The sequence below is a fragment of the Fructobacillus sp. ESL1096 genome (genome assembly GCF_058511985.1).
The window spans coordinates 576,249-597,225 of sequence record NZ_CP196400.1; the positions used below are offsets into that span (position 1 = coordinate 576,249).

A 20,977-nucleotide genomic window follows, 5' to 3' on the forward strand; every position below is an offset into this window, starting at 1 on the left:
GTCCTTTCATAATTTTTTATTTATTTTGGTTCTTACCAGATGAGAGGTAGTAACCAACACCACGTCTTGTTCCTAACCAAACTGGATGTGATGGTACATCTTCAATCTTTTCACGCAAACGACGAACGGTCACATCAACTGCTCGAACATCGCCAAAGTAGTCATAACCCCATACCTGACGAAGTAAGTTTTCACGGTTCATGACTTGACCAATATGTTGTGCCATATATGAGAGTAACTCAAATTCACGATGGGTCAATTCGAGGTCAACACCATCCTTTGTGACCATATAAGTCTTTGTATGGATAATTAAGTTGCCAAGCTGAATGTCTTCTTGGTTAACTGCTGGATCATCTGACTGGCTCGTTGTGTGACGGTTACGTAAGTTTGCCTTTACTCGGGCAACCAATTCACGATTCGAGAACGGCTTAGTGATATAATCATCTGCACCCATTTCCAAACCAATCACCTTGTCAATTTCAGAATCCTTAGCCGTTACCATAATGACAGGTGTCTTGTCTTTGGCCCGAATTTGACGCAAAACTTCAATTCCCTCGACTTCAGGAAGCATTTGGTCTAACAATACCAAATCAGGGTTTTCTGACTTGTACAATTCCAATGCCTCGGCCCCGTCACTGGCCGTTACGACCTCGTAACCCTCTTTTACCAGGTTGAACTTGATGATATCCGAAATTGGCTTTTCATCATCAACCACTAAAATTTTATACATAAGCGTCTCCAATTAAAACATTTTTCATTCGCTATTGTAACATAAAAAATTGGCCTTTCAGTCAATTTACGAATAATCTTCACAAAAAAAGACCTCTTTTGACACTTCAGCCAAAAAATAGTCCTTTATCAGAATCCTTTATCGAACTTAAGACGCCTTAGTCTTCTTGAGAACTACGACGGCGGAAGCGGTGTTTAAACATCGGGCTAATTGCTTCGTTCAACGAAACACGACGAATCGCTTCACCAATCAATTCCCCAACAGAAACAATTTCCAGCTTGTCAAACTTCTTTGAATCTGGCAAGTTAATCGAATCAGTCACAATAACTTTAGTGAAAACAGAATTTTGCAAACGTTCCAAAGCTGGTCCTGAGAAGACGGCATGTGATGCGGCCACGTAAACTTCCTTAGCACCATGTTCCAAAACAAGCTGAGCACCCTGCGTAATCGTTCCGGCTGTATCGATCATGTCATCGACCATGATGGCTGTTTTACCAGCAACATCACCAACGATTGAGCCAACCTCTGCTACGTTTGGCTTCGGACGACGCTTGTCAATCACTGCCACAGGTGCCTCTAAACCAAGCATGTTGTTCAAATTACGGGCACGGGTCATCCCACCGTGATCGGGTGAAACAACAACAGCGTTTTCTTTGTCGGCAATACCGGTTTCAATCAAGTAATCGGCCAAAAGCGGAGCACCTTGCAAGTGATCCATCGGTAGATCAAAGAATCCTTGAATTTGAGCAGCGTGCAAGTCTAAAGCCATCACACGAGTAGCTCCTGCTCGTTCAATCATATTCGCAACCAACTTAGCTGTAATTGGTTCACGTGAGCGCGCCTTGCGGTCCTGACGAGCATAACCGTAATAAGGCAAAACTACGTTGATTTGATTAGCTGATGCCCGCTTCAAGGCATCAATCATAATCAACAATTCCATCAGGTTATCGTTAACCGGTTGGGATGTTGATTGAATCACAAAGACATCTGCGCCACGGACAGATTCTTCAATGTTAATTTGCACCTCACCATCAGCAAAGCGCTTCACCGAAATGTCACTTAATGGCACACCGACTTCAGCAGCGATTTTTTCTGCTAAGGGGTGGTTCGATGAGAGAGAAAAGAGTTTTAGGTTTGACTTAGTCATTTTTGCTACTCCAGATTAAAGAACAACGATTTCTTATATATTATAACAATAAAATCAAGGTAACTGGGCAAAAAAAGCGACTGATTTTATCATCGCCGCTTGTCATCTTACGTTACTAATCTGTTGCTACTAATTATTTGGCTAAAATAAAGCGTTCGATAGCCTTGGCAACACCATCATGGTTGTTATCCGTTGTCTCCTGGTTGGCAATCGCCTTAATTGAAGGTACCGCATTTCCCATGGCAACGCCAATACCCGCAGCTTCAATCATTGTGTGATCGTTTTCCTGGTCACCAATTGCCATTGTTTCTGATTGATCGATTCCCAACTCCTTTGCCAATGCTAACAATGCCTGGCCCTTAGAAGCCGCCGTATTCATAAATTCCAAATTATTCGGGGTTGAACGAACAACATTGGCCTCTTGCTTCAACTCTGCCGGGACCTTTGCTTGAATCTGATCCATAAAGCCTTCGTCGCCAATAGCAATTGCCTTGACAAAAGAAGTTTCCTCCAGCTCTGAAACTTCATCTTTGATAGTTAGTGGCAGGCTGACCACGAAGTTTTCCTGGCTTGCAAAGACATTTACATTCGTCATCACCGTATAGGCGTCTGAGTCTGATTCAACCTGAATATAGGTGTTATGATCTTCTGCAAATTGTTGCGCCTTCAAAAAAGTAGTCCATGGCAAAGCAGCTCGATGAAGGGTCTTTTGTCCGTCTGTTGTTTGGACCAAGCCACCATTGTGCGTAATCACATAATGATCTTCACCCAAGAGATCTAATTCATTCAAAATCTTTTTAACGCCTGTTTCTGGTCGCCCAGTGGTAATGACCACATGAACCCCCTGTGCCGTCGCTTTTTGGATAGCACTTTTTACCGCCGGTGTAATCTCACGATTATCATTATAAAGCGTGCCGTCAATATCAATTGAAACAAGTTTAATTGTTTGCATAAAATTAGCCCCTTTTCAAGATTATGTCAATTATAGCAAAGTTTAGTTAGATTTTGCCGTCAAATGAGTATAAAAAAAAGAACCGCCGAGGCGATTCTTTCAAGTGTTAATAGCTTACTTCAAAGCAGACCATTGCCACTTAGTGAATTCTTCGATGTCGCGACCTTCTTCACGGGTCACCTTCAAGTGCTTTGCCAAGATGTCATCCATCTTAGTGATGAATGTATCAGCAGCAGCTTGGTCAACCGCACCACGGTCTGCAAGGACAGCAACAGCTTCCTTAGCTTGGTGGAAACGATCAAGGTGTGAGTAAACGCGCATGTCGTAAGTAGTTGTGATGTCACCATCTTCACGGTATCCGTGAACAAAGACGTCACCGCGGAACTTACGCTCGAAGAAGAATGATTCAACCAAGTCTTCGTATCCGTGGAATCCGAAGATAACTGGTGTATCAGCTTGGAAGAACTTGTTAAATTCGTCATCTGACAATTCACGTTCGTCGTTTCCGGCTGATTCTGACTTCTTCTGCAAACGAAGCAATTCAACAACGTTAACATAGCGGAACTTAACTTCAGGGAATTCCTGGTTAACCAACCACAATGCGGCCAAAGTTTCAATTGTTGGTTCTGTACCAGCAGAAGCAAATGTGATATCCACATCAGCTGATGGTGCAGTAGATGCCCAATCGATAACCTTCAAACCTTCAGTAGCCAACACTTCAGCTTCAGCAGCTGAGAACCACTGTTGACGTGGTTGCTTTGAGATAACCATGTGGTTAACCTTTGAGTGTTCGCTGAAGGCGCGTTCCATCACTGCCAAAGTTGAGTTACCATCGGCTGGCAAGTATTGGCGGATGAAGTCTGACTTCTTTTCGGCCAAGTGAGTCAACATACCAGGATCCTGGTGAGTGTAACCGTTGTGGTCCTGCTGGAAAGCAGTTGAAGTAGAAATCAAGTTCAATGATGGGTAGTCATTACGCCATGCTTGTTCTGATGCGTGACGCAACCACTTGAAGTGCTGAGTAATCATTGAGTCGACAACGCGCAAGAATGATTCGTATGAAGCGAAGATTCCAACACGACCAGTCAAAGTATAACCTTCAAGCCAACCTTCAGCTTGGTGCTCTGACAATTGAGCATCCAAGATACGGCCTTCTGGTGCTTCGTATTGGTCGTTAGGGTTCTTAACTTCTTCCATCCATTGACGGTTAGTAGTATCAAACAATGACCACAAACGGTTTGACATTGTTTCATCAGGACCAAAGACACGGAATGACTTAGGGTTCATTTGCATTACCTTTTCAAGGTAGTTTGACAAAGTGAACATGTCCATGTTGCGGTTACCATCTGGCAAGATCGTTCCACGGTTGTCAGCGTTGATGTCGTTTACGTAATCGCGCCAGTCTGGCAAGTCAAGATCCTTAAGATCTTCACCGCGCTTACGACCACCGTTAGCGATTGGGTTAGCTGACATCCGCTTGTCACCCTTAGGAGCAATAGCCTTCAATTCATCCTTCAATGAACCATCAGCGTTAAACAATTCTTCAGGCTTGTATGAATTCATCCATTCTTCGAATTGTGGCAATGTGTCCAACTTTCCTTGTGCCAAAGGCAATGGAACTTGGTGGGCACGGAATGAGTTTTCGATTGGCATTCCAGCTTGGTCATGGGTAGGTCCACCCCAACCCTTTGGCAAGCGAGCAATGATCACTGGCCATGCAGGAATTGTACCATCTTCATACTTACCATTTTCACGGGCATCCTTTTGGATAGCTTGGATGTCTTCAATAGCAGTATCAAAGATATCAGCAGCCTTTTCGTGGTAAGCCATGTAGTCATGGATGTCTGCGTTTTCAATGAAACGAGCTGAGTAACCAAGACCTGCAAAGAAGTTCTTGATTTCTTCATCTGACATACGTGAGAAGACAGTTGGGTTTGAAATCTTAAATCCGTTCAAATCCAAGATTGGCAAAACAGCACCATCATTCTTAGCATTCAAGAACTTGATTGAATGCCATGAAGTCATTGATGGGCCAGTTTCAGCTTCACCATCACCAACAACGGCAAAAGCGATTTGGTCAGGGTTGTCCAAAACGGCACCGAATGCGTGTGACAATGAGTAACCCAATTCTCCACCTTCATGCAATGAACCTGGAGTTTGGGCAGTCATGTGTGAACCAATTCCACCTGGGAATGAGAAGCGCTTGAACAAAGTTGACATACCCTTCAAGTCTTGAGTAACTTCTGGGTAATCAGCAGTATATTCACCATCAAGGTAAGCGTTCGTAACCATCACTTGGCCACCGTGACCAGGGCCACCGATGTAAAACATGTTCAAGTCATACTTGTTGATCAAACGGTTAGCATGAGCATACAAGAATGTTTGACCTGAGATAGTTCCCCAGTGTCCGATTGGCTTAACCTTAACATCTTCAGCTTGAATAGGCGTCTTAGTTACTGAGAACAATGGGTTTGACTTCAAAAAAATCATCCCAGCTGACAAATAGTTGGTTGCACGCCACCACTTATCAACAAGTTCCAAGTACTCTTTTGAGTTGTAATCAACCATGTAAATAGTACTCCTTTTTCTTTCAACGAAGCCCGCTTCTGCAAACTCCGGCTATATATTTACAAGTCCTATTATATCGAGAGTGTTCCATTCGTTCAAGAAAAAAAGGGCTTTGGGTCTAACTTTTTCGTTTTTGGTTGCATTTCTTTATTAATTGGACCGGTCCAATCAACCTTTTATTAAACACATTCCATAGAATTGTTTGCTAACTCAATTGGGCTTATTCCGACCCAAGTGAAACGAAAGCATTATAACGCAGGTATTTGTAGTGTAGGCGCATATTAGAATATTCCAATGGTGTCCCATCATCCATGAAAAAAATCCCTTCCATAATCCCGACCGGCTCAGTCGCCTTAAGCTTTAACAGCTTCTGCTCTTCAACATTCGACGGCTCGGTCATGATCGTCATAAACGACCTCGTCACTGTTTTTGACTTCCGTTTTTCAACATATTCATAAATAGATTTAGTCACCGTTTCCCGATTAAGTCCTGGCAATAAAGAAATCGGCACGTAGCCATATTCAATCATGAATGGCACACCATCTAACTTACGCAGACGCTTAATTTCGTAAACAAAATCGCCATCGTTTAAAAATAATGCTGATTGCTGCTCTGGCGTGGCCTGAATCACCCGGAAGTCCAGGAGTTCAATGCTGGGTGCTTGACCATTAATTCGAAAAGAATCTGAAACACCCAGGTTGGATCCCTCATGTTGAAAGATTGCCTGATTTTTCAGGTATAAAGGGTTGACAAATGTCCCTGATCCCCGCTTCTTAAAGATAATCCCCTGCTGGACCAATACGTTGAGGGCCCGTTTAATTGAAGAACGCGAAACCTGGTAATCAGCCGCTAATGTTCGCTCATCAGGTAACTTAAGGTCTTTATAATGACCCTGATAAATTTTTTGTTTAATATCGGCTTGCACCGTTACATAAATTGCTTCTGACATAATGTCTATTGTAGCATAATTGGTCCAACCACTTTTCAAAATTGGTTCCAACTGCTTTTTTTCTGCTTTTTGCTTATGCTAAAATAGAACCATGGCAAAGAAGAAAAAAGATAAAAAAACATTACCCGAACAGGTCCTCGACAAGCATGGCGTCGCCTATGAGCCACTCGAGCTAAACGCTTTGGACTTAACTGAAGCAGAAATTACGGCTAAGATGGATGAATTAGGCATTCAACAATCAGACATTTTTAAAACACTAGCTGTCAAGGGTGACAAAACTGGTCCCTTGATAGCCGTTGTCCCCCTCACCAAGCGCTTAGATATGAAAAAATTGGCCGCCGTTTCCGGTAACAAAAAGACTCACATGTTGCCACTCAAGGAATTAGTGGCGACCACCGGCTACGTCCACGGTGCCAACAATCCCGTTGGTATTTGGCAGAACCACGGTTTTCCCATCTATTTCGCCAAAGAGGCAGAAGCAGCCGACTACTTCCTGGTTTCAGCCGGCGAACTCGGTCGGTCCGATAAATTAAATCCCCAAGAATTGGCGACAATGATTGGCGCCCCCTTTGTTGATTTAACCGAAACGGAAGCATAAAACAAGCGTTTAAAACTAAGCAAAAGGCAGCACATCGATTTTGAATGTGCTGCCTTTTGCTTTGATTTTGGTTGTTTACCAACCCTGTGACATATCAGGAATTGGGCCAAAGCCCGATTGTTCCTGGCGATAAGTGCCGGCCATGTTCGAGAATTTGAAAGTTGGCTTGTTAAACATCAACTCCGCCTTTCCCCTGGCTCCAGCACGGTTCTTTTCCACAAGAACTTCAATCGGAACAACTGTTTCTTCCTCAACCTGGTTACCACCTTCATCGCCATCCTCACCCGCTCGGTTGGGATGGTAATCATCACGGTACAAAAAGGCCACGATGTCAGCATCCTGCTCGATCGAACCGGACTCACGCAAATCAGAGAGAATTGGCCGTTGGTCCTGACGCTGTTCAACGCCACGCGAAAGCTGAGCCAAGGCAATAATCGGCGTGTGCAATTCTTTTGCCAGTTTCTTGATAGAACGAGAAACTTCAGAAACGGCTTGCTGACGGCTTTCACTATTGGCAGATTCAATCAATCCTAGGTAGTCAATCATGACCAGACCCAATGGGTGGGGGTTTTCATCCCGCTCTTCTTCTGGCAACCGCCCAACAACTTCACGTTCTAGTTTTCGCAGCTTAGCCGAGATTTGAGCCATGCGAATTCCTGGCGTGTCATCCATATAAATCTGCATGTTTGCCAATGATTGAACGGCTAACGTCAATGCTGCCCAATCCTCATCTTGCATATTACCAGTGGTCAATTTATTAGAATTAATCCCACCTTCAGCAGCAACTAAACGAGTTACCAAGTCAACAGCCCCCATCTCCAAAGAAAAAATCACAACGGGTTTCTTTTCGGTTTTGGCTGCATTCTTAGCAATATTTAAGACAAAAGCCGTCTTTCCAACGGCCGGACGGGCACCAATGACAATCATTTGGTCTTCACGGAAGCCATGCGTTAACTCATCTAATTGGTCATAACCCGAAGCAATCCCGATAACTTTGCTATCGTTTTCACTGGCGGCCTGCAAATTTTCTTGAAACTCATTCAAAACATCTTTAATTCGACGTAAATCATCATCGCCCTGGTTTTGAGCCAGGCGGTCAAGCTGACGGCCGAGCTCCTCGAGCAATTCACTCGATGGCTCAGACCCATCATAGGCTAACGTCATGGACTCGGTTAACGTTTGAATCAAACGGCGCAAAATCGCTTTTTCATGGACGATTTGCGCATAAAATTTTAAGTTTGAAGCAGAGGCCGACGACTGTGAAATTTCAACTAAATAGTCGATACCACCTACATTTTCTAGCTGGCCCATGGCATTCAGTTTATCTTGCAGGGTTAGGATATCAACAGGTCTTTCCTCTTCCACCAACAGCTGCATCGCCTTAAAAATTTCTTGGTGCTTCTGTCGATAAAAATCGCTTGGGTCAAGGATGGCTTCCGCTGCGACAATCGCTGCCTCGGATTGAACATCAAAGAAAATAGCACCCAAAACGGCACGTTCAGCTGCTTCATCATTGGGTGCTTGTCGGTACTCATTGCCCATTACTGAAACATCAGCCATTTTAACCCTCGCTAACGTGTACGCGGAGATCTGCCATCACGTCGCGGTGCAATTTAACAGGAACTGTGGTGAAGCCCATTGCGTGAATTGGTTGATTCAAAAGCAACTTACGCTTATCGATTTTTACCTTGTACTGGTCAGACAAAGCGGCCACGATTTGCTTTGTAGAAACAGCTCCAAAAAGGCGGCCATCGGTACCAGCCTTCCCCTTAATTTCGATAACTGTTTTTTCGTTTTCTAGCTTTTCCTTCAACTGCTTAGCCTCGGACAATTCCTCGGCCGCCAACTTTTCTTCGGCCTTCTGTCGACCCTTGACTGCCCCGAGGTTTTTCCCAGTTGCTGGTTCTGCTTTTTTATTCTTGATTAAGAAGTTATTGGCGTAACCATCAGGAACTTCCTTCACTTCGCCCTTCTTACCACGCCCCTTGACGTCTTCCAAAAATACAACTTTCATCTTTGCCTCCTTTTGGGCTTGTTCATCACGAGCCAAATGCTTTGTTTTATCTTACTGATTTTATGACAACATTGTCAAAAACTTTATTCGGCTTCTTCCGCTTCTTGACTAGTAATGGCCTGTAAGAGTTGATCGGCCGCCTCGTCTGTCGTCACGTCAGACATTTGCGTAGCGGCATTAGACAAATGACCACCACCGCCAAGGTCTTCCATAATTGTTTGTACATTAAAGTCGCCATTTGACCGGGCGGAAATTGCCACTCGACCATCATCACGCTTTGTGAGTACAAAGGAAGCCTTGACCCCTTCAACTTGCAGCAACTCATCAGCAGCCTGAGCCGCGATAACACTTTGATAGACGGTATCGTTATCACCAACAGCAATCGCTGAATGATTTTTAATCTCAGCCAAGTGAATCAATTCGGCACGTGCCTTAAAGTCAGAAAACTTTTCCTTCAAGAAGGACTGGAGTAACTCGTTATCGGCGCCATTAGCCCGCAAATAAGAAGCCGCATCAAAGGTTCTTGATCCCGTCCGCAAAACAAAGTTTTTCGTATCGACTTGAATTCCACCGAGCATGGCAGTGGCTTCCAGCCCGGTAATTGATGCACCCTTTTGGTTCTGGTACTGTAGCAATTCCGTGACTAATTCTGACGTTGATGAAGCATAAGGTTCGATATACGTCAGCATTGGCTTGTCCGGTAGGCCATTTTCCGCCAAACGGTGGTGATCAATAACCACAACTCGGTCCTTCAAATCCTTCAATAAATCAGGTGCCCCATCCAATGCTTCCTTGGCATGGTCAACCAAAATCAGCAATGACTTCTCCGTTGCTAAATCGAGCGCTTCTTTTTCGCTAATAATCGATGCACCGAGATCAACACCCGGATTTCCTTCGCCCATTTGGTCTGCTCGAACAGTCGCCAAGAGAGATTGGATATCTGAAAAAATTTCACCCTCATTAACAACAACAAAGGCTTTCTTGTCTCGTGTTTGGCTGAAACGCCACAGGCCCATTGCCGAACCAACGGCATCCATATCTGGCCTTTGGTGACCAACCACAAAAATTTGATCAGACTGATCCATCAATTCAGCAATGGTTTGTGAAATCACCCGGGCACGGACACGTGTTCGCTTTTCCATCGGATTCGTTGTGCCACCATAGAAGCGGGCCGGCAGATCTTCGGCCTTCACAACTACTTGGTCACCACCACGACCCAATGCCAAATCCAGGTTCGTTTGCGCTAACTGAACCAAAGAGTTGATATCCTGTTCACCGTAGGCAATTCCCATTGAAAGCGTTAATGGTGAATTTTGCTGAGCCGTTGCTTCACGGATCATCTTGACGACCGAGAATTTTTCGTCTTCTGCCTGCGCCAAGTCACGTTGGTATCCCATCAATAAATAGGTCACCGGCGACAAACGGCGAACGTATAAATGGTACTTTTTAGCCCAGTCCGTCAACTGTCCCGTCACATAGGTTCGCAACTTCGACGTTTCAGAATCAGGCATTCCTTCTGTCACTTCTTCATAGTTATCGACCGAAACCAGCCCAGTTACCAAACGGTGATCTGTCAAATCACGATTTAAAGCCTCATTTTCACTCACATCCAAGAGGTAAATGACACCTAACTGCTCCTGGTAGGCAATGTCAAAAGAACGTTCCAACCAGGAAAAACGGTTAACCTTATCGTTTTCATAATTTTTCACAGCAAAGGCCAGGTCACCATCTGCTTCAGACAAACTTTCCCCAATTAAATCTTGATCCATCAATAGGTTTTGGAGGTAGGGGTTCACCCAGACAATCCGCTCCCCCTTACCCAAAAGGATGATACCCATCGGCATTTCTAAGATGGCCTCTTGCTGACCTAGTTTAACTCGGTAAGTCAGCTCCTCTAGGTAGGACTCATTTGATTGGCTAGCTAGAATTAACCCATTGAGCATGATGGTAAAAAAGGTCACCAAGCACACAAACCAAACCAATCCTAAGATCCAATTGGTCAATAGCGCCAGAATCAAAGAAACAAAGGCCACGATAAACATGCCAATGGTTCCTGTCATAAAGTTTTTATTTTGTTGATAGCGGGATAACGCCCGCAGCTTCGAAAATGTTTTCATGAAGGCCTCAACTATTCTTTGCTTACATACTTACCTAACATTTTACCATACGAACAAAAGACTGTTGAAAAGGAAGCTACCAAGCTACCCAAAAGAAAAAAGCCAGACCTACTCTGACATATACCGCAAAAGTGGTAATCCTTTTTGAGCATACGACCAGCAAGGGTCTGACTTTTAGAACAAAAAAACCAAGACGATTGTCTTGGTTTCCCTGCACATTAGTCTTCAGTGACGAATGGCAACAAGGCCATAATCCGAGCGCGCTTGATAGCGGCCGTAACCTTGCGTTGGTTCTTTGCTGAAGTTCCAGTCACACGACGTGGCAAAATCTTACCACGTTCTGAGATGAAACGTTCCAACAATTCTGTATCCTTGTAATCCACGTATTCGATGTGGTTGGCTGCAATAAAGTCAACCTTACGACGACGACGTGGTCCACCTTGTGGACGACGACGTTGTGGACGTGCGTTTTGTTCAGGCATAATCTGTCTCCTTTCAAATGAGATGTAAAATTAAAATGGCAGGTCATCATCAGAAATATCAATTTCTGAATTATTATTGGCCGCAAAAGGATTTGCCCCTTGCTGGTTACCACTTTGTTGGTTGTTATTTTGATTTGCGGATGCAAATGGATCAGCGTTACCAAAGTCCTGGCTGTTGCCAGAGAAGTCTTGCGCTTGACCAGACCCGTTTTGGGCCCGACGGCGTTCACTTTCAGCCTTTGATTCAAGCAATGAGAAGTTGTCAACGACAACTTCTGTTACATAAACACGTTGTCCGGCGTTATTTTCATAATTACGCGTTTGCAACCGACCTTCGATTGCCACCAAAGCCCCCTTGCCAGTAAAGTTGGCAAAGTTTTCGGCTGACTTTCGCCAGATAACAGCGTTAATAAAATCAGCTTCACGGTCTCCATTAGCATTAGTGAAGTTCCGATTCACAGCAAGTGAAAAGGAGCCCACCGCTACACCGGATTGGGTATAGCGCAATTCCACGTCACGGGTTAACCGTCCAATTAAAACAACTCGATTAATCATCTTTTAGGTCCTTTCCCGGTGGAATTGTGTCTTAGTCTGCGTCGCGCTTAACAATCATTTGACGCAAGATGTCAGATGAGATCTTAGCCAAACGGTCAAATTCAGTTGATGCTTCGTCTGATTCAGCGTTGAAGTTGATGACGTGGTAAGTACCTTCACGGTAACCAGCGATTTCGTAAGCGAAACGACGGTTAGACCAGTCAGCTGACTTGATAACTTCCGCACCGTTGTCAGCCAAGATTTTGTCAAAGCGTTCAACGAGCGCCTTTTTTGCATCTGCTTCCATGTCAGGGCGAATAATGTATGTTAATTCGTATGCTGTAGCCATGTATTTTTCCTCCTTTTGGTCTCTGGCAGCCAAGTGGCTGCAAGGAGTGCGTGCATCCTTTGCACTCACATCCATTTACTATACTAAATCAAACGCTCTTTTGCAAGTACACATCTTCTTCCACCGTTAACTAATTAGACGAAAGGAGTCGGCCATTTCTGACCGACTCCTAATTGTTTTCAACTTAATTCATTATTTGGCCACTTCGTCTTGGGAAGCCTGACGTAATCCAATACCGGTCAGTGCTGAAAGTAGTGAAAAGACTGGCGAGAAGAGGGCTAAGAAAGTAAAGGGCACGAAGGACAGAACCGGCACATGCAGTGTCTGGCTCGCAAAGGCCCCAGCAACGCCCCACGGAACCAGATAGTTTGCAATCGCTCCCGAATCTTCCATTGCCCGTGATAAGGCCAAGGGTGACAAACCAAAGCGCTTGTAATCTTCTTTAAAAATTTGTCCAGGCAACATTACTGAAAGATATTGTTCACCTACTAAGAAATTCGTAGCAATCCCTGTCAACAAGGTGGCAAAGACGATTGACTTCTGACTCTTAAGGTACGAAACAATGGGGTTCATCACTGCCCGCAAAATACCAAGGTTTGATAGGAGGCCGCCCAGAGCCAAGGCCAGCATGATCAGCATGATGGTTTCCATCATTGCCGTCATTCCACCACGGTCCAACAAGGCCACCAAAGTTGCATTTGTTGACGGTGTTTTATAACCGTTGACAACCAAGTTTGCCCAGGTCTTCAAAGAGTGCCCAGACAACAGGTAATAAACCGTATTAACCACAACGTTAATCAATAGTGACGGAATGGCCGGAATTTTAGCCAAGGCCGAAATTAAAATCAAGGCAATCGGCACAATTGTCCACCAGGTTGGCTGGATCAACTGCGTGACCGCTGCCGTCTTGACACTGACCCCACCGGTATGGTGGGCGGAAAAACCAAAGACGAATGCTAAAATCAGCGTCACAGCCATTGCCGGCAGAGTTGTCCACATCAGGTTTTTCAAGTGGGCAAAAAGATCAGTACCAGAAACGGCCGCCGCCAAGTTAGTCGAATCAGCTAACGGTGAGCTCTTATCACCGAAGATAGCGCCCGAAATAATCATCCCAGCTACTAAGGCCGGGTTAAAGCCTAGGGTTGTTCCAACCCCCATCAAAGCTACCCCAACTGTTGACATCGTTGTAAAGGCAGAACCAATCATTGTTCCGACTAAGGCGGATGTTAACAAGGCAGTTGGCAAGAACCAGGCTGGGTTAATCAGCTTAAAGCCCAACCAAATCATGGTTGGAATCACGCCCGTCCCTAACCAAAGGGCAATCATTGAGCCAATGAGTAAGAATAAGAACAAGGGCGCAATCCCGGCTTCAATCCCCTTAATCAGGGCCGCCTGTGCGTCTTGAAAAGTGACACCCGCTAAGCGCATGACTAAGATAATCCAAGCAATGGCCACCAACAAGGGTGCAATTGGTGCAAGGCCCAGGCCAATAATGCCGCCGGCCAAAATAAAAATGACACCAGCCAGAAGGGCAACTGCCAATTTACGATTTACTTCACGTTGCATAAAAAACTATTCCTTCTTTTTTCGGGCCACAACCAATAGGCCCACATTTGCCACAATCATGGCGATAAAAACGGAGAAGAACAGCGGGTTAAACCAGCCGTGGTCCAACATAATCCCTCCGTACAGAGGCCCAACCATCCGTCCAAGTGAAATCATAATGCTGACAAAACCTTGCGCTTGACCAGAAACTTCCTTCGGCGTTAACTGGGCCACCCATGCTGGTACCTGTGGTGAAGCTAACATCTCACCCAAAGTCAGTAGTTCAAAAACTAAAACAATTTGCCAGAATTGGTTCACAAAGAGCATTAAAATAAATGATGAGGCAAAGACAAAGCCACCCGTAATCACCGAGAGACGATATGGATGCTTATTGGCCCAAGTTGAAATTATCTTTTGAAAAAGGATAATTGTCAAGCCATTTAAAACCCAGAGGTCTGCATAATGACGGGTTGAAATGCCAATCGAGCGCAGATGTGGGGCCATAACGGTCTCCCACAACATATAAGAAAGATAAATGACAAAGAGGAAAGCTGCCAAAAACCAGAGTAATGGTGACATCTCAAACTTGGCGGGCTCCTTAACCGATTCCTGCTCGTGTGTCATGATTGAATCGGCATGACCGGCAGAATTGATTGTTTCAACTGAATCATCATCCAAAACCGGCGCAATGTCTGTATTAACATTAAAAATGCCAATCGCAATTCCAGTCAAAATTAAAAAGAGTGTTGCAGCCAAGAGCATCAACCACTGGAATCCATAATCAAAAAGATAACCGACAGCTAAGGTTCCAATCACCACCCCAACATTGAGCACGATGTACATATTATTAAATATAATTCGTGTATTCTTGCTGGTTACAGTCGTTGCATAAGCGTTCAGCAATGTGTTAACCGAACCAATCCCAAAAGAGGCCGTCATCATCAAAAAGGCAAAGACCGGCCAACCATTATAGAAAAATAGTGTGACCAGTGAGAAAAAAGCAATTAAACTTGCCCCAATCAGCGTTGGATAAGGTCGCCAGCGGTCAAAGAGCTTACCGGCAATGTAGGCGCCCAAAATATTCATCAGGGACGAAAACAAAATAACAACGCCCGACATCGTCAAGTCCTGTCCCAAAGAAACGGTCATGTGGAGGGTTGTGACGGGCCAAATCATGGCATTACCAGTATTGGCGAACAAGTTAGCCGTTAAGAGCCAGCGTTCTGATAATTTTTTGCTTTGAATGACTTGCATATTCCCTCCTTATTATTACGTTAGTATAACATGAATGTCCTTTTATGCTGGTTTATTTACCTTTTTTCACCAACAAAATGTAAGTGCTTACTTTTTGTTTAGAAAAATAAATGTAAGTGCTTACTTCTTTTTGGCTCTAAGGGTGAGAGTTTTTTCAATTTTGACCTTTTTGTGATTTTTTTGCTCATTTCCGTTATAATAATAACGAACGCAAAATAGATAAAGGGGACTCTTATGGTTGCAGAACTTAATACTTTAGTAACTTTCTTCGGCGCAACTGGCGATTTGGCCAAGCGCTTGCTTTACCCATCAGTCTTTAACTTATATAAAAAGGGCTACTTGGCAGAACATTTCGCGGTTGTTGGAACCGCTCGTCAGGATTTGACGGATGCTCAGTACCAAGACATGGTGAAGGAATCCGTCTCAGCTGGTCAAGACGAAAAGCAGGTCGCTGATTTTATCGCCCACTTTTCTTACCGCGCCTCTGACGTGACCGATCCCGCTGGCTACGTTGGCCTTAAAAAGGAAATCGAAAATGCCTCTGAAAAGTTTGATATAGCCGGCAACCGGATCTTCTACATGTCTGTTGCTCCTCGCTTCTTTGGCACAATTGCCAAGTTCTTGAAGTCAGAAGGTCTCTTGGCCGACAAGGGCTACAACCGGATTATGATTGAAAAGCCATTCGGGACTTCTTATACAACCGCTGAGAAGCTCCAAAGTGAATTAACAGAAGCCTTCAGCGAAGACCAGGTTTACCGCATCGACCACTTCCTGGGTAAGGAAATGGTCTTGAACATCGCACCATTGCGCTTTGGTAACCCACTCATTAGCAATGCTTGGAACAAGGATTACATCAAAAACGTCCAAGTTACTTTGGCCGAAACATTGGGTGTCGAAGAACGAGCTGGTTACTACGACACTGCTGGCGCTCTTTTGGACATGATTCAAAACCACACGATGCAAATCATCGGTTGGTTGGCCATGGAAGAACCAAAGGACTTCTCTGACGTTGCCATCCGTGACGCCAAGAACGCCGCCTTCTCTGCCCTTGAAATTTATGACGAAGCTGGTGTGAACCGTTACTTCGTTCGTGGACAATATGGTGCCGGCAAGACTGCTGGTCATATCGCCTACAACCAAGAGCCAGACGTCCCAGCTGATTCAAAAACAAACACTTATATCGCAGGTGAATTGCACTTCGACACTCCTCGTTGGCAAGGTGTGCCATTCTATGTCCGTTCAGGAAAGCGCATGACCAAGAAAACGACTCGGATTGACGTTGTCTTCAAGGCTGGTGCTTTCTCATTTGGCTCCGCCCAAGAACCACAAGAAACTGTGCTTTCAATCGTGGTTTCACCAGACGAACAAATTACTTGGTCATTGAACGCCAAGGAAGTTTCCGACAACTTCAACACTCAAATGATCCAGTTGAACTGGGCACCGACAGCTGAACAAAAAGCTGTTACGCCAGCACCATACGAGCGGATGCTCCACGATGCCATGGACGGCAACGGATCAAACTTTGCAGACTGGCATGGTGTTGCCACTGCTTGGAAGTTTACTGACGCCATTTCAGCTGTCTACGCTGCCGACAAAGCACCGCTTGAAATTTATGAATCGGATACTATGGGTCCACAAGCTGCCGATGACCTTTTGGCCAAGAACGGCGACGCCTGGGTTTTCCAGGGTAAATAAGTTTTTTCAGACTAAGAAAGTCCACTCATCAGTGGACTTTTTTTGTACAAAAAAAGGCAGCGCTACTGCCTTTGAATCAGTTAGTCATCAATACCAAAAATAATTGATACTATTGTACCCGAAAGGCTGGATCTGCCAACGCCTCTGTTTCGCGTTGAAATTCAGCCAAAAAGTTTTCCATAAAAGCAGACCGTCGCTGACCCTCAGCTTGTCCAGCCGGCGTATTGAGTTGGTCGGCTAATTTCAATAACTTTTCATAAAAGTGATTAACAGAAGTTGTTTGATGGTAGCGGTACTGGTCCTTATTTTTTAGTGCGACCGGTTTAATCTCCGGATCATACAGAGGGTGACCCTTTTGCCCACCATAGGCAAAGGTCCGAGCAATCCCGATGGCTCCCAACGCTTCCAAACGATCGGCATCCTGCACATACTGCCCTAATAAGGGAAGGTCATAATGCTTTTGCAGGTTGGCGGAATAAGACAGATGGGTAATCGTTTCAGCAACCAACGCCTGGCCAATCGGTGCAATCCCAGACTGGCGAAGTAAGGTTTCAACTAAAATTGTCTGGGCAGCAATGTCAGCGACCACCTTATCATCAATCGTATCGTGAAGCAGGGCCCCGGCCTCTAGGACTGCCTGGTCTTGTTCACTGACCTGACCATGGTCGTCTTCATAAAGGGCAACTGCTAACCGAGCCACTTGCTTAGCATGCAAAAAATCATGCCCCGAGGTGTCGTTTTTCAATGTTGCTCTTGCAAAGTTTCGAATCGCTGTTAAGTCAATCACCCTAGCTATCCCTTCTATTCAAAAACGTTCCTTCGTTCGAATATTTAACCGGAGTAAGAACTCCTCAAATGTCCAACCGTAGAGGTAGCAAAAAGACAGTAAGAGGGTCAAATCAGGACTGATTTTTCCCGCCTCATACTTAGAAACTGCACTCTGACAAATATTCAAGGCATCTGCCACCTGAACCTGTGTCAAATGGGCTTCCTTGCGCCCAACTTTGAGTGCATGCGCAATCTTCTTTTGGAGCCGATAGCGAAAAGAAAGGTCTCGTAAAAACTTTTTCAAATCACTTGACGGTCCCCAGCTGAAATTTGTGACCATATTACGTCCTCCAATCAATGAAGAGCGTAATCAAAAAATTCCTATACTAAATTCTTGTCTCTATTGTAACCAAAAATGCGTCAATTTGCACCAAAGCTTTGCACGACCAGCGAGCCACCCTATCTCAAATCAAAAAGCCCCGAGTACTGATTTTCAGCAATTCGGAGCACTTTTTCAGCATATTCATTTTTATAAGTAGACACCAGAGACCGGTAAGCCAAGGGCAACCAGGTAAACGGCCCAGCCAAAGATTAAATAACCGGCCATTTCGACCGTCAATTCGTAAACAGAACGATGCCAGAAAAATGGAATAGTCTTCATGGCTGGCAGGAAGACAATATCAATTACGACCCAAAGAACAAAACCAAACATCGTGCCCAAACCATAGGTTAAGCGACCATCAAAGTTAGCGGCTAAAACAAAAAAGATGGCCATCAGCATCGAATAAACATAATAAACACTTAAAGCCACGACCGGAACATTTTGGTCAAAAGCAACCGTTAGGCTTTTTTGGGATTCCTTTTTGGTTAAACCAAGTTGCTGTAAGAAAGTTGTAATCGGACCGTTTTGTGTTGCCAGCTGATTGCGGGGAGGCAGGGTTTTTGTCCAACCGAATCGGACCATGCCGCCAAACAAACCAGCAAGGGCACCAACCCAGGCTGCGTTAAAAATGATGTTGAACATAGAACTGTTTCTCCTCAAATAATTCTTTTTAATCATAACACTTTGACCTTAGAAAAAGCAGTGTTATAATGCAGAAAAAGACGATTGGAGTCACACTTATGCAGATTCAAGTGACAACCGAAGATGGCTACTTACCAGCCGCTTATAGCAAGTTTGCCACCGAGAACGAAAAATCAGGTCGCTACCCGATTCAATCATTTCCGTTTGAGGTAAAAGACCTCCCCTCTGGTACCAAGTACCTAGCGTGGGCCTTCATTGATTTTGACTCCATTCCCGTGATGGGCTTCCCCTGGATTCATTGGCTAGCCGCTAACTACCCCGTAACACAGGATTCGGCCTCTGTGCCAGCCAATTTAGCTCAACTGGCTGCTAATCAAGCAACGGACATTGTTAATAGTGGCTTCGTTCAAGGGGAAAATTCCTCTTATTCTCGCTATATTCAAGAAACAGATCCCAAACTCAAGCAGACTTATATCGGTCCTGTACCACCAGACCATGACCATCGGTATACTTTGATGGTTATTGCTTGCAAAGATAAATTATCTGTCAAACCCGGCTTTTTCTTAAACGAACTCCACCATCTCGACCAAGACAACCCAGCGGTCATTTTAGCCAAGGCCAGCGTTGATATCTTAGCCAAAGCTTAGTGGTTTTCACCAGCAAAATATTTTTTAAAAGTTTAAATTTCACATTTTTTGTCTAAGAAATGCTTAAACTTGCCCTGGTCATTTTTTTCTTTGGTATACTTAACCCTTGGATGGCACTTGCAAAGCCTGATTTTTTCAGGAATTCTCGGTAAATTTTTTCATAAAAGCTGTCAATCAACTACTGCTTTTTTGACAACCCGAAAACAAGTTCTATATCCTGGTATTTAAGATACAAACGGAGGATTGTCTGTTGAAAATTAAACGCGAAAATATGAAAGATTACTATACTTTCTCCTCGACTGCCGAACTAACACTATTCTTAGGCATCGAGCGTGAAACGCTCTTTCAACGAGCTAAGATGCGCGGGATTGATTTAAACGGCACGTATACCGAAGAAGAATTAACGGCGTTAAAGCCCGCCAAACAGTCCGCTCTTGCTGATTTAAGCATCGATAGCGAGGCTGAAATTGAAATCTTAAAAATGCGTCTGGAAATGTTGGAATCCCAGCTTGGCTATAAGGACCAACAACTCGATGATCGCAAACAACACATCGATACTTTAAAATCGACCTTGGAAAAAGCCGAACAAAATCTGGAAAAAACGCAAACAACCGTTGACCAGCAGCAGCATCTTCAAATGGCGACCTTATCACAGTTAGACAAGGTTACCTCTCGTGTTCAACGAATTGAAATGGAAGACGAGCAAAAAAAGCACTGGTGGTCTCGTAATAAAAAAGACAAAAGCAAGTGAAAATCTAGACCGCAAAGGCCAGTTACCGACATTTATCGGCAACTGGCCTTTTTGCTTGGTAATTATTTTTTTTGCATTATGCTGGTAAATCTACTTTTTAATGCGTGAAACTGGCGTTTCTCAAACTTTTCCGAAAAATACTAGCACTAGCAAGCGCTGACTAAAATCAAGCACAATAGCATGCCACAGGTATCGAACAGATAATTGATTGACCCCTATTACTGTGAATGAATAAGATTAAGCAAAACAACAAAAAATTGTCAAAGACAGTCATTCAAAAAACAAATACAAATCATTTTGCTTGAACTTGCAAGGCACGTTCCAATTAAAAAATAAAAATTCCAATTGGCTGTACCTTATTCAACCCGGTCAAGGTATTTTTGCGCCAACTTTGTCATCGCCGTTTCCCAGTCGCCGTCGGCTTCATCAAAATAGCGGTCCAAAAGACGTTTTTGCTCCAGGTTGATTTGATCATTAAGGGCGAACCCTGCTGGGGTTAACTGCAAATATTTGACGCGCTTATCCACCGTCGACCGGTGTTCCGTCACCAGGCCTTTATCCATTAGATCGCGAATGGCGACATTAGCCGCCTGTTTAGAGATGCCAATCAGGACCAAAATTTTCTTGATACTCACGTCCTCTAATGAAGAAATAATAAAGAGCATCCGGTGTTGGTTCTTGGTTAAATCGTATTGCGAAAGGTCAACCAGTGAAGCAAATTCCTGATAAGCAAAGAAAATTGTTGGTAATTTTTGATCGATTTCCAAAGGAAACCCTCCTTTTTAGGTCAATTATGTTGACATAATTAAAAACAGGGTCTATAGTTCTTGTTATAGGTAAACTTAATTGACCT

21 protein-coding genes are annotated in these 20,977 nt (G+C 44.3%); 4 read left to right on the top strand and 17 right to left on the bottom strand.

The features are described 5' to 3' along the window. Window positions 1-16: 16 nt before the first annotated feature. The 5 genes from yycF to ACSYSR_RS02715 form a co-directional block, all read right to left on the bottom strand. On the bottom strand, window positions 17-730 hold the full coding sequence (gene yycF, locus ACSYSR_RS02695; RefSeq protein ID WP_252773238.1) for a response regulator YycF: 714 nt from the start codon (window positions 728-730) through the stop codon (window positions 17-19). A gap of 157 nt (window positions 731-887) precedes the next feature. Beyond that, the gene (locus tag ACSYSR_RS02700) at window positions 888-1,877 is read right to left on the bottom strand and encodes a ribose-phosphate diphosphokinase (RefSeq protein WP_489816204.1); all 990 of its coding nucleotides are present in this window, start codon (window positions 1,875-1,877) and stop codon (window positions 888-890) included. Between the two features lie 133 nt (window positions 1,878-2,010). Continuing rightward, complete coding sequence (locus ACSYSR_RS02705; protein ID WP_252773239.1) at window positions 2,011-2,829, bottom strand: Cof-type HAD-IIB family hydrolase; 819 nt, start codon at window positions 2,827-2,829, stop codon at window positions 2,011-2,013. A gap of 114 nt (window positions 2,830-2,943) precedes the next feature. Continuing rightward, complete coding sequence (locus ACSYSR_RS02710) at window positions 2,944-5,397, bottom strand: phosphoketolase family protein (protein WP_252773240.1); 2,454 nt, start codon at window positions 5,395-5,397, stop codon at window positions 2,944-2,946. Between the two features lie 220 nt (window positions 5,398-5,617). Beyond that, window positions 5,618-6,346, bottom strand: a complete 729-nt coding sequence (locus ACSYSR_RS02715) for a GntR family transcriptional regulator (protein ID WP_489816203.1) — start codon at window positions 6,344-6,346, stop codon at window positions 5,618-5,620. 91 nt (window positions 6,347-6,437) lie between these two features. Here ACSYSR_RS02715 and ACSYSR_RS02720 point away from each other — a divergent pair, with 91 nt between their 5' ends. Further along, window positions 6,438-6,944 (top strand): YbaK/EbsC family protein, encoded by a 507-nt coding sequence (locus ACSYSR_RS02720; RefSeq protein ID WP_489816202.1) that lies wholly within the window; start codon window positions 6,438-6,440, stop codon window positions 6,942-6,944. 75 nt (window positions 6,945-7,019) lie between these two features. On the opposite strand, the gene dnaB is transcribed toward ACSYSR_RS02720, so the two are convergent. From dnaB to ACSYSR_RS02760, 8 genes are all read right to left on the bottom strand, one after another. Continuing rightward, complete coding sequence (gene dnaB / locus ACSYSR_RS02725) at window positions 7,020-8,504, bottom strand: replicative DNA helicase (protein ID WP_252773243.1); 1,485 nt, start codon at window positions 8,502-8,504, stop codon at window positions 7,020-7,022. Between the two features lies 1 nt (window position 8,505). Next, window positions 8,506-8,958, bottom strand: a complete 453-nt coding sequence (rplI, locus tag ACSYSR_RS02730) for a 50S ribosomal protein L9 (RefSeq protein ID WP_252773244.1) — start codon at window positions 8,956-8,958, stop codon at window positions 8,506-8,508. Window positions 8,959-9,041: 83 nt separating this feature from the next. Then, window positions 9,042-11,075 carry a DHH family phosphoesterase gene (locus tag ACSYSR_RS02735; RefSeq protein WP_489816201.1) on the bottom strand — a complete coding sequence of 678 codons (2,034 nt, stop codon included), beginning with the start codon at window positions 11,073-11,075 and terminating at the stop codon, window positions 9,042-9,044. A gap of 218 nt (window positions 11,076-11,293) precedes the next feature. Further along, a complete protein-coding gene (gene rpsR / locus ACSYSR_RS02740; RefSeq protein ID WP_047974917.1) occupies window positions 11,294-11,557 on the bottom strand; it encodes a 30S ribosomal protein S18 in 264 nt (87 codons plus the stop codon). A 30-nt stretch (window positions 11,558-11,587) separates the two neighbouring features. Beyond that, window positions 11,588-12,112, bottom strand: a complete 525-nt coding sequence (ssb, locus tag ACSYSR_RS02745) for a single-stranded DNA-binding protein (protein WP_252773246.1) — start codon at window positions 12,110-12,112, stop codon at window positions 11,588-11,590. 31 nt (window positions 12,113-12,143) lie between these two features. Continuing rightward, window positions 12,144-12,440, bottom strand: a complete 297-nt coding sequence (gene rpsF / locus ACSYSR_RS02750) for a 30S ribosomal protein S6 (RefSeq protein ID WP_489816200.1) — start codon at window positions 12,438-12,440, stop codon at window positions 12,144-12,146. A gap of 192 nt (window positions 12,441-12,632) precedes the next feature. Further along, window positions 12,633-14,006: a Na+/H+ antiporter NhaC family protein gene (locus ACSYSR_RS02755; RefSeq protein ID WP_489816199.1), complete on the bottom strand. Its 1,374-nt coding sequence runs from the start codon at window positions 14,004-14,006 to the stop codon at window positions 12,633-12,635. 6 nt (window positions 14,007-14,012) lie between these two features. After that, window positions 14,013-15,239, bottom strand: coding sequence for an MFS transporter (locus ACSYSR_RS02760; protein WP_252773249.1), 1,227 nt, complete (start codon window positions 15,237-15,239; stop codon window positions 14,013-14,015). A 234-nt stretch (window positions 15,240-15,473) separates the two neighbouring features. Here ACSYSR_RS02760 and zwf point away from each other — a divergent pair, with 234 nt between their 5' ends. Then, entirely contained in the window at window positions 15,474-16,934 is a 1,461-nt protein-coding gene (zwf, locus tag ACSYSR_RS02765) for a glucose-6-phosphate dehydrogenase (RefSeq protein WP_252773250.1), read from the top strand. Between the two features lie 109 nt (window positions 16,935-17,043). Here the strand turns inward: zwf and ACSYSR_RS02770 are convergent, their stop codons facing one another. The 3 genes from ACSYSR_RS02770 to ACSYSR_RS02780 all read right to left on the bottom strand — a co-directional run bounded on the left by ACSYSR_RS02770 (window position 17,044) and on the right by ACSYSR_RS02780 (window position 18,726). After that, window positions 17,044-17,721 (bottom strand): HD domain-containing protein, encoded by a 678-nt coding sequence (locus ACSYSR_RS02770; protein ID WP_489816198.1) that lies wholly within the window; start codon window positions 17,719-17,721, stop codon window positions 17,044-17,046. Between the two features lie 18 nt (window positions 17,722-17,739). Continuing rightward, window positions 17,740-18,042, bottom strand: coding sequence for a helix-turn-helix transcriptional regulator (locus tag ACSYSR_RS02775; protein ID WP_489816197.1), 303 nt, complete (start codon window positions 18,040-18,042; stop codon window positions 17,740-17,742). Between the two features lie 189 nt (window positions 18,043-18,231). Next, complete coding sequence (locus tag ACSYSR_RS02780; protein ID WP_252773253.1) at window positions 18,232-18,726, bottom strand: DUF1440 domain-containing protein; 495 nt, start codon at window positions 18,724-18,726, stop codon at window positions 18,232-18,234. A 98-nt stretch (window positions 18,727-18,824) separates the two neighbouring features. Between ACSYSR_RS02780 and ACSYSR_RS02785 the strand changes: the two genes are divergently transcribed. Together ACSYSR_RS02785 and ACSYSR_RS02790 are read left to right on the top strand one after the other, a co-directional pair. Then, window positions 18,825-19,373, top strand: coding sequence for a YbhB/YbcL family Raf kinase inhibitor-like protein (locus ACSYSR_RS02785; RefSeq protein ID WP_489816196.1), 549 nt, complete (start codon window positions 18,825-18,827; stop codon window positions 19,371-19,373). 250 nt (window positions 19,374-19,623) lie between these two features. Further along, window positions 19,624-20,124, top strand: a complete 501-nt coding sequence (locus ACSYSR_RS02790) for a hypothetical protein (protein WP_252773255.1) — start codon at window positions 19,624-19,626, stop codon at window positions 20,122-20,124. Window positions 20,125-20,480: 356 nt separating this feature from the next. Here the strand turns inward: ACSYSR_RS02790 and ACSYSR_RS02795 are convergent, their stop codons facing one another. Further along, window positions 20,481-20,891: a MarR family transcriptional regulator gene (locus ACSYSR_RS02795; protein WP_489816195.1), complete on the bottom strand. Its 411-nt coding sequence runs from the start codon at window positions 20,889-20,891 to the stop codon at window positions 20,481-20,483. Window positions 20,892-20,977 lie beyond the last annotated feature (86 nt).